This is a genomic window from Dactylosporangium sucinum (genome assembly GCF_014647515.1).
Classification (GTDB): domain Bacteria; phylum Actinomycetota; class Actinomycetes; order Mycobacteriales; family Micromonosporaceae; genus Dactylosporangium; species Dactylosporangium sucinum.
Genome location: NZ_BMPI01000006.1, coordinates 1 through 8,730 on the forward strand (window position 1 = coordinate 1; position 8,730 = coordinate 8,730).

Sequence of the window (8,730 nt, forward strand, 5' to 3'; positions counted from 1 at the left end):
GCGGTGGTACCCGTGACCGTGGCGCGGACCGTGGCGCCCTCGTAGACGCGGTACCCCGTCACCGTACCGGTCGACGCATTCCACGCCAGCGAGAAACTCGTGTCGGTGGTGGCCGTGACACGGAAGTTGCCCGGCGCGCCCGGCACGCCCGGGTTCGTGGTGCCGCCGGAGCACGCGGCGCCGTTGAGCGTGCAGTTCGCCGGGTCGCCGCTGCCGGCCGCGATGAAGCCGAAGCTGGCGGTGGCGCCCGGGGCCAGCGTCCCGTTCCAGCTGCCGTTGGCGAAGGTGACGTGGCCGCTCGTTCCGGTCCGGGTGGTGTCCCAGGACGAGGAGACGGAGGTACCGGCCGGGAAGTCGACGGCCACCGCCCACCCGGTGATCGTCGCGGTCGTGCCGTTGGTGATCGTGTACTTGGCTTCGTAGCCGGTGCCCCAGCTCGACGTCCGCTGGAACACGGCGGTGGCGGGCGCCGCGAAGGCCGGCGTCGCGGTGATGACGGTGGCCGCGGCGGTCACCAGGGCAGCCGCGATCACCCCGATTCGCAGTCTCACGATGGGTTCCTGCCTCGGGTAGAAGGGGGTTGGGCGCCCTGCGACGCACGCTACGCGAAGGTTTGTTAACAGTAAAGACGTCGATCAATCAAACTTCGCGAGGGCGCAGACCGGTGGGCTCCCCGCTTTGGTGAATAAACGTTGGTCGATCCACCCTCGCAAACCAAGATCGAATGGAGGGTAGATCGACCAACGTCTGTTCGCAGCCGCGCAGCTGGACGCCCGGGGCCGGGAGCCCGAGGCGCCGCGGCGTGAGAGGCGCGTGGGGCGGACGGCGGGGCGCGGGCCGGGTGAGGGCGGAGTGAGTGCACGGGCGGGGTGGGGCCGTGCGCGTGACGTCGGGTGCGAGTTGGGGAGTTCGGCGGAACGGCCGCGGCGGGTGGGCCGCGGTTGCAGGATGAAGAGAGTGTGGAGGTGGGATGCCGGGAACGTTGCTCGTCATCGGTGGTGCGGAGAGCCACGACGCGGGGGATGACGCGATTCTGGAGCGGTTCGTGTCGCTTGCTGGTGGCAGTGATGCGCAGCTCGTGGTGATCGCCACCGCTTCCGAGGCGCCCGCGCAGCGCGAGAAGGAGTACGTCGAGGTCTTTCACCGGCTCGGGGTCGAGCGGGTGACGCCGGTGCGGCTCGAGAGCCGGGAGGACGCCAACGGGGAGCCTGCCGTCGGGGCCATCGAGCGGGCCACCGGCGTCTTCTTCACCGGCGGCGACCAGCTACGCATCACCACCGCCGTCGGCGGGTCCAAGGTCGACTCGGCGTTGCACGCCCGGCTGAGCGACGGGATGGTGCTCGCCGGGACCAGCGCGGGTGCCGCCATGATGTCCAGCACCATGATCCTCGGGGGCAGCATCGCCTCCGTCTCCACGAGCAGCGTGCAGACCGGGCCGGGGCTGGAGTTCCTGCCGGGCGTGCTCATCGACATGCACTTCGCCGAGCGCGGGCGGCTCAACCGGCTGCTCAGCGCCATCGCCATGTTTCCCCACGAGCTCGGCCTCGGCATCGACGAGAACACCGCCATCCTCGTCGACACCGACGCCGCCGTCTTCGAGGTGCTCGGGGCCGGGGCGGTCACCGTGATCGACGCCGGGCCGGCCCGGCGGATCAACTGCCCCGCGGCGGACCAGCCGATCGCGCTGTGGGGCGTTCAGCTGCACGTACTGCCGGCCGGTCACCGGTTCAACCTCACCGAGCGCACGCCCATGAAACGATCGGAAGAAGACCATGCGGATTGAGAGCAGCCGCCGCCTGCGAGGGCCGAACCGGTACCTCGCCCGACCGGTCCAGGTGACCCGCGTCCACCTCGAGGGGCTCACCGAGCGGGAGAGCTACGACGTCGAGGGCTTCCCCGAGCGCCTCCTCGCGCTGCTGCCGGGCCTGGCCGAGCACCACTGCGCGGCCGGGGCGCCCGGCGGGTTCGTCAAGCGGCTGTACGGCGGCACGTACTTCGGGCACACCGCCGAGCACGTCTCGATCGAGCTGTCCAACCGCATCGGGCGCGCGGTCAACTTCGGCCGGACGGTGGGGACCGCGCACCCGAGCGAGTACGACGTGATCACCGAGTGCCCGGTCGACGAGCCGCTCGACTCGAACCTGGCCGAGCGGCTCCTCGCGCTCGCGATCGAGGTCGTGCACGAGGTGGTCGACGGGCGCGAGCCCGAGCTGCGGGACAGGCTCGACGCCCTGCGCCGGCGGTACGAGCGCGAGCGGCCGGGGCCGAGCACCGCCTCGATCGCCGAGGCGGCCCGGCACCGCGGCATCCCCGTCGAGCGGCTGGGCGAGCTCAGCCTGCTGCGCCTCGGGTACGGGCGGCACCGCCGGCTCGTCTGGGCCGCGCTCACCGACCAGACCTCCGCGATCGGCGTCGACATCGCCGGGGACAAGGAGCTGACCCGGCGGCTGCTCGACGAGGCCGGCATCCCGGTGCCGACCGGCGGGCCCGCCGCCACCCCCGAGGAGGCGCTGGACCTGTTCGCCGAGCTGGGCCCCCCGGTCGTGGTCAAGCCCCGGGCGGGGCGCCAGGGGCAGCACGTGTTCCTCGGTCTCGAGGATGCGGGTTCGGTACTGCGGGCGTTCGCCGCCGCCACCGCCGACGGCGGGGAGGCGGTCGTCGAGCGGCAGCTCAGCGGCCGCGACTACCGGGTGCTCACGGTCGGGGGGCGGATCGTCGCCGCCGCCGAGCGGGTGGCCGCCCACGTCGTCGGCGACGGCGTCACCGACGTCGCCGGGCTCATCGCGCGGGCGAACGAGGACCCGCGCCGCGGCGACGGGCACGCCCGCCCGCTGACCCGGCTGGCCGTGGACGACGTGGCCCGGACGCTGCTGGACCGGCAGGGCATCGGCGTCGCCGACGTGCCGGCCGCGGGGCGCACGGTGTGGCTGCGCGACAACGCCAACCTTTCCACCGGCGGTACCGCGGAGGACGTCACCGGCATCGTGCACCCCTCGGTCGCCGACCTGTGCCACCGCGTCGCCGGCCTGGTCGGGCTGGACATCGCCGGCATCGACCTGCGGCTGCCCGCGATCGACCAGGAGCTCCCGCCGGCCGGCGGCGCCTGCCCGGGCGGCGTCATCGAGGTCAACGCCGCCCCCGGCCTGCGGATGCACGCCGACGCGCACGACGTGGGCGGGGTGATCGTCGACGCGCTGTACCCGGCCGGCACGCCGGCGCGGATCCCGATCGTGTCGATCACCGGCACCAACGGCAAGACGACCGTGGCCCGGCTGACCGCGCACCTGCTGGCCGGTGCCGGCCTGCGGGTCGGCGTCACCACCACCGACGGCGTCATGATCGGCGGCCGGACCGTCCAGCGCGCCGACGCGACCGGTCCCCGCTCGGCCCAGGTCGTGCTCAGCGACCCGACGGTGGACGCGGCCGTGCTGGAGACGGCCCGCGGCGGGCTGCTGCGGCAGGGCCTCGGCTACGACTGGAGCGACGTCGGCATCATCACCAACCTGGCACCCGACCACCTCGGCCAGGACGGCATCGAGACCGTCGACGAGCTGGTCGACCTCAAGTCGATCGTGGGCGAGCGGGTGCGCGAGGGCGGCGCCGTCGTGCTCAACGCCGACGACCCGCGCAGCCACGAGCTGACGTTCCCGGGGCGCGAGATCATCTGGTGCAGCCTCGACCCGCGCAACCCGCTGGTGCGCCGGCACTGGGACTCGGGCGGGCGCGCGTACCTCCTCGCCGACGGCTGGCTGGTCGAGCTGTCCGGGCGGCGGTGGGTACCCCTGCTCGCCGTCGACGAGCTGGGCGGCGGGTTCGGCGGCGCCGCGCGGTACCTCGTCGCCAACGCCCTCGCCGCGACGGCCGCCGCCCGCTGCCTGGGCGTCGCCACCGCCCGGCTGGCCGAACGCCTGCGCAGCTTCGGCGGCGCCGACAACCCGGGCCGGGGCACCCTGCTGCGGTTGGGCGATGTCCACGTACTGGTGGACTACGCGCACAACGCCGCCGCCATCGACGCCGTGAGCGACCTCGTCCAGCGGCTCTGGGGCTGCGAGCGGGCCGTGGCGGCGGTGACGCTGCCCGGGGACCGGCGCGACGACCTGCTGCGCGAGTCGGCCCGGGTGGTCGGCACGCGGTTCCAGCGGGTGGTCCTCTACGAGGACGCCGACCGGCGGGGCCGCGCGCCCGGCGAGGTGCCGGCCATCGTCCGCGACGAGCTGCTGCGGGTCGCGCCGGCGACGACCTGCGTCGACGCCGGGACCGCCGAGGAGGCGCTGCCGGCCGCGCTGGACCTGGCCCGCCCGGGCGACGTGGTGCTCTTCCTGTACGAGAAGATCGAGCCGGTGCTCGCCCGGCTGGCCGCGCTCGGGGCCGTCCCCGCCGACGCACCCGCCCGCGCGCCGGAGCCGATCGGGATGCTGGTGTGACGGACGTGCATCTGGGCACCACTCGGGTATGGAGCGACGGGGACTGATCCGTTTCGTAGCCTGATCGTCGGTTTGTTGGTGATGGCGTGCAACCTTCCGGACTGGTACACAAGTCTGATCCTGGTGGCGCCATACCACGTGGCGCCGCTTCCCCATAGGGTGTTGGGGGTCGATGGGTTGGAGGCGCCGTGCGTTTCGAAGTCAGCCGGGTCATGGACACGATCGAGCAGCGCCTGACGACCGACGTCACGCTCGCTCAGGCCGTAGTGGACCTGGCGGAGGTGGCCCGCTTCGTGGCCCTCGACGGCGGACGCCCGATCAACCTCTTACGACTCGGCATGGTGGTCGACGCGCTCAGCCGGTACCTCATCGACGCGGGCGCGATGCTGTATCCCGTGGTCGGCCGCGAGGTGCTGTCGGAGGCGGCGCTGACCTCGAAGGAGCGCATGGTCCTCGGCCGCTGGGCGGACGACGGCCTGATCGAGGTGACACCGGTGGTGGCCGACCGGCCGGTGGAGATCGCCGACTTCACGGGGCTGCCGCTGATCGTGGTGCGGGACGTGCCGCAGTACGCCACCCGCTTCCCCTGGCTGGTCGACAGCCCCGAACGGGTGCTTCGCCTGGTGCCCCGGGCGGGCGGCGCGGTGCTGACGCCGGGCGGCGAGCCGCCGCCGCCGAACGACGGCAAGGAGCGCCTGGTCGTCGTCGGCAAGGCGACGCTCCCGATCATCCCGCCCGACCCGGCACCCGCGGCGGAGCCGGAACCGGCTGCCGATGACTCGCCGGCGTCGGGCGACTCGCCCGCGGCCGCCGGCTCCGGCGACGAATCGGAAAAACCCGAACTGTCGGGCGAAAGCGGTGACGGAGGCGCGGACAGCGGAAGCGGCGGCGAAGCGAGCGCCGGGAACGCCGGCAGCGATCCGAGCACCGAGGCGCCCAAGGGCGGGCGGCCGGACGGACTGCAGTCGTTCACCGCTCGCGGCGCGCAGCGGTTCGGGCGGACGCGGGTCGTGCGGCGGCGGTTCACCCGGGCCGAGCCCAGCGGGGTCGGGGCCGCGCTCATGGCCCGCGAGTGGCAGTGCGGCGAGCCCGACTGCCCCGCCTTCGGGCGGTTCCGGCGGATCGGCCAGCCCGTCCCCCGCATGCGCGCCGGCGTCCCGGCCTGCCCCCGCCACGGCGAGGCCGTCAAGGACGTCGGGCCGCGGCCGGCCGCGTTCGCGGTGGCGATCGTGGTCGAGGACCTCGCGCGGCGGCGGTTCGTCGTCAGCCAGGACCACCCGATCGTGGTGGGGCGCGAGCCGGCCGACCCCGAGGACGTCTCGGTCGGCGCGTGGCTGCACGAGGCGGCGGCCGCCTGGATCGCCAAGGAGCACGTCAAGCTGGCCGTCGACGGCGGGAGGCTGGTCGTCACCGACACCAGCGACAACGGCACGGTGATCTGGAAGCGCTCGGCGCCCGACATCAAGGAGGAGACCGAGCGGCTGTACCGCAAGTCGTACCGGCTCGACGGCTGGGACTCGGTCGAGCTCTACACCGGGGTCGAGCTCGTCGTCGGCGACCACCGGCTGCAGACGATCGTCGGGTCCGAACCGGCGTCGGTACTGCTCGATGCGCCGACGGTTGCCCTCCGCTTGGTCGACTGACAAGGCCGCGCCCGCGTCCTAGATTGGCCGTCGTGACGCTGGACGTGCCGGGCGTGCGACGGGTGACGCTCGTCGTCGATGTCGAGGCCTACACCGTGCGCGACAATCGGGCCCAGGTCGAGCTGCAGCAGACGCTGCTGTGGACGCTGGAGCGGGCCTGCACGCGGGCCGGGGTCGGGGTCGGGCGCTGCCTGCGCCAGGACCGCGGCGACGGTCAGCTGCTCATCCTGCCGGCCGGCATCGACGAGAGCCGGCAGCTCCCGCTGCTCCTGCGCGGCGCCCGCGCGGCCCTGCACCGGGCCAACCAGGCGCCCGGGATCGCCGGCCGCATGCGCCTGCGGGCCGCCCTCAGCCAGGGCATCGTGCACCGGGCCGCGACCGGCTTCGTCGGACGGTCGGTGGTGCTGGCCTGCCGGTTGCTGGATTCGGCGGTACTGCACGAGGCCCTCGACGACCACGAGGACACCGACCTGGCCGTGATCGTGTCCGACGACCTGTACTCGGACGTGTTCGCGCACGGCTACGGCGACACGACCGCGGACGACTTCCGGCGGGTCGACGTCACGATGCCGGCGAAGCGGTTCGCGGCCCCCGCCTGGGTGCACGTGCCGGGCCCGGCGAGCGGCGTGGTCCTGCGCGAGGCCGAGCGCCTCCCGCCGCCGGGCCGGGGCCCCCGCAGCGGCCCGGTGCTGGCGGCGTTCGGCGGCGCGGTGGCCGGCGCCGGCCTGGTGGAGGCCGCGATCACGGCCCTGAACTGGCCCGCCGACGAGGCCGATGAGCCGCCGGCCCCCCACCACCACCACGACGACCCGTTCGACGACGTGTTCCCCGACTACTCGGACTGGGACGACCCGGCCTACTGACCCCGCCACCACCCCTCCCCCTGCGTCGATCTTGCACCCATGGTGCCGGGACACTCCCAGAATGTCCGGGTTTGTCAGGCACCACAACTGCAAGATCGACGCAGGGGGAGGGAGAGCGGGCGTCAGTCCGTCTCTGGGCGCTGGTCGAGGACCCTGGTCTCGTCCGTGGGGGCGGGCGGGGCGGTGGTGAGGGGGCGGGCCTCGGCCAGGGCCGCGGCCAGGGCGGCGTTGATGCGTGAGCCGCCGCGCTTGAAGCCGAGCTCCTTGCGCGCCTCCTCGAGCACCTGCTCCTCGGTGCGCAGCAGCGTGTCGGACTCGATCCAGCGGATCAGGTCGACGAGCAGCTCCTGCGGGTACTCCCCGATCGGCCGGCCGGGCACCAGCACCGGCCGCGGCAGCGAGCGGCCGTCCTCGGCCGGCTCCGGCGCCGCCTGCGGCAGGTGCAGCACGACGGTCGGCTCGTCGGTCCGCTTGGCGTCGGCCGCGGCCACCGCCTCGTCGTAGGCGGCGCGCGTCCGGGACGTCTCGGCGACCGGGTCGGCGAACCAGTCGGTCGACCAGATCCGGTGGAACCGCCAGCCCAGCCGCTCCAGCTGCTCCTGCCGCAGCCGGTCGCGGTCGCGCGCGGTGTGCGAGGAGTGGTACTGCGCGCCGTCCGTCTCGATCGCCAGGACCATCTCGCCGGGCAGGTTGGGGTGGGCGGCCGCGAAGTCGATGTGGTATCCGGCCACGCCGAACTGCGGGGTCACCGGGATGCCGGCCTGCGTGAGCCGCTCCCGGACGTCCTGCTCGAACGCGTTGAGCGGCGGCCGGTCCGCGGCGCCCGCGGCGGCCAGCGAGGTGCCGCCCGACTCGGCGTACTCGAGGTACGACCGCAGCAGGCGCACGCCGTCGGACGTGCTGCGAGCCGGGTCCATGTCGTGGGCCGTGAACGAGCTGACCAGGGTCATCCGGCGGCGGGCCCGGGTGACGGCGACGTTGAGCCGCCGCTCGCCGCCCGGCAGGAGCAGGGGGCCGAAGCGGTATGGCAGCCGCCCGGACGAGTTCTTGCCGTAGCCGATGGACAGGATGATGGCGTCGCGCTCGTCGCCCTGCACGCGTTCGAGGTTCTTGACGAAGAACGGCTCGGCGGCCGTTTCGCCGAAGTACCCGTGCAGCTCCGATCGCGCCGAGAGCGCCTTGCGCAGCGCCAGGTCGATGCGCTCGGCGTGGGTGATGCCCATCGTGATCACGCCGAGGGACTCGCCCGGGCGTAGCTGCGCGTGCTGGAGCACCAACTCGACGACGCGCTGCACCTCGGCGTCGACGCTCTCCCCGTCGCTCACGCCGTCGACGTGCACGTGCTCCAGCGAGCCCGCCCCCGCGATGCCCGGGAACGTGACGAGCGAGCGGTCGTAGATGTGCGCGTTGGAGAAGCCGATCAGGCGGTCGTCCTGGCTGCGGTAGTGCCAGCGCAGCAGGTACGCCGGCAGCAGGGCGGTCAGCACGTCGAGGATCGACTCGAAACCGGCGGTGAGCGACAGGTCGATCGAGCCGTCGGCGTTGACCCCGAGCGGGTCGGCGGCCGGCCCCTCCTCGGCGGCGGTGAAGAACGACGTGGGCGGCAGCTGGTGCTCGTCGCCGGCGACCACGACCTGCCGGGCCCGCAGCAGCGCCGGCACCGCGTCGGCCGGCGTGACCTGGCTGGCCTCGTCGAAGACGACGACGTCGAACAGGTCGGCCTGGGCGGGCAGCAGCTGCGAGACGACGAGCGGGCTCATCGCCCAGCACGGCCGCAGCGCGGTGAGCATGTGCGGCGCG

6 protein-coding genes are annotated in these 8,730 nt (G+C 73.7%); 4 read left to right on the plus strand and 2 right to left on the minus strand.

Annotated elements, in window-relative coordinates:
- Positions 1-551, minus strand: a 551-nt coding sequence (locus tag IEZ31_RS07165) for a cellulose binding domain-containing protein (protein WP_190248963.1), incomplete at its 3' end; no start/stop codon positions are given.
- A 419-nt stretch (positions 552-970) separates the two neighbouring features.
- On the opposite strand from IEZ31_RS07165, the gene IEZ31_RS07170 reads away from it, so the two are divergent.
- The 4 genes from IEZ31_RS07170 to IEZ31_RS07185 all read left to right on the plus strand — a co-directional run bounded on the left by IEZ31_RS07170 (position 971) and on the right by IEZ31_RS07185 (position 6,930).
- Entirely contained in the window at positions 971-1,783 is an 813-nt protein-coding gene (locus tag IEZ31_RS07170) for a cyanophycinase (RefSeq protein WP_190248964.1), read from the plus strand.
- Positions 1,773-4,424: a cyanophycin synthetase gene (gene cphA / locus IEZ31_RS07175; RefSeq protein WP_190248965.1), complete on the plus strand. Its 2,652-nt coding sequence runs from the start codon at positions 1,773-1,775 to the stop codon at positions 4,422-4,424. The genes IEZ31_RS07170 and cphA overlap by 11 nt, the downstream gene beginning before the upstream one ends.
- Before the next feature lie 188 nt (positions 4,425-4,612).
- Positions 4,613-6,067: an FHA domain-containing protein gene (locus tag IEZ31_RS07180; protein ID WP_190248966.1), complete on the plus strand. Its 1,455-nt coding sequence runs from the start codon at positions 4,613-4,615 to the stop codon at positions 6,065-6,067.
- A 32-nt stretch (positions 6,068-6,099) separates the two neighbouring features.
- Positions 6,100-6,930, plus strand: a complete 831-nt coding sequence (locus IEZ31_RS07185; protein ID WP_190248967.1) for a hypothetical protein — start codon at positions 6,100-6,102, stop codon at positions 6,928-6,930.
- Positions 6,931-7,052: 122 nt separating this feature from the next.
- Here the strand turns inward: IEZ31_RS07185 and IEZ31_RS07190 are convergent.
- A partial coding sequence (locus IEZ31_RS07190; protein ID WP_229834388.1) for a PDDEXK-like endonuclease domain-containing protein occupies positions 7,053-8,730 on the minus strand: 1,678 nt, incomplete at its 5' end.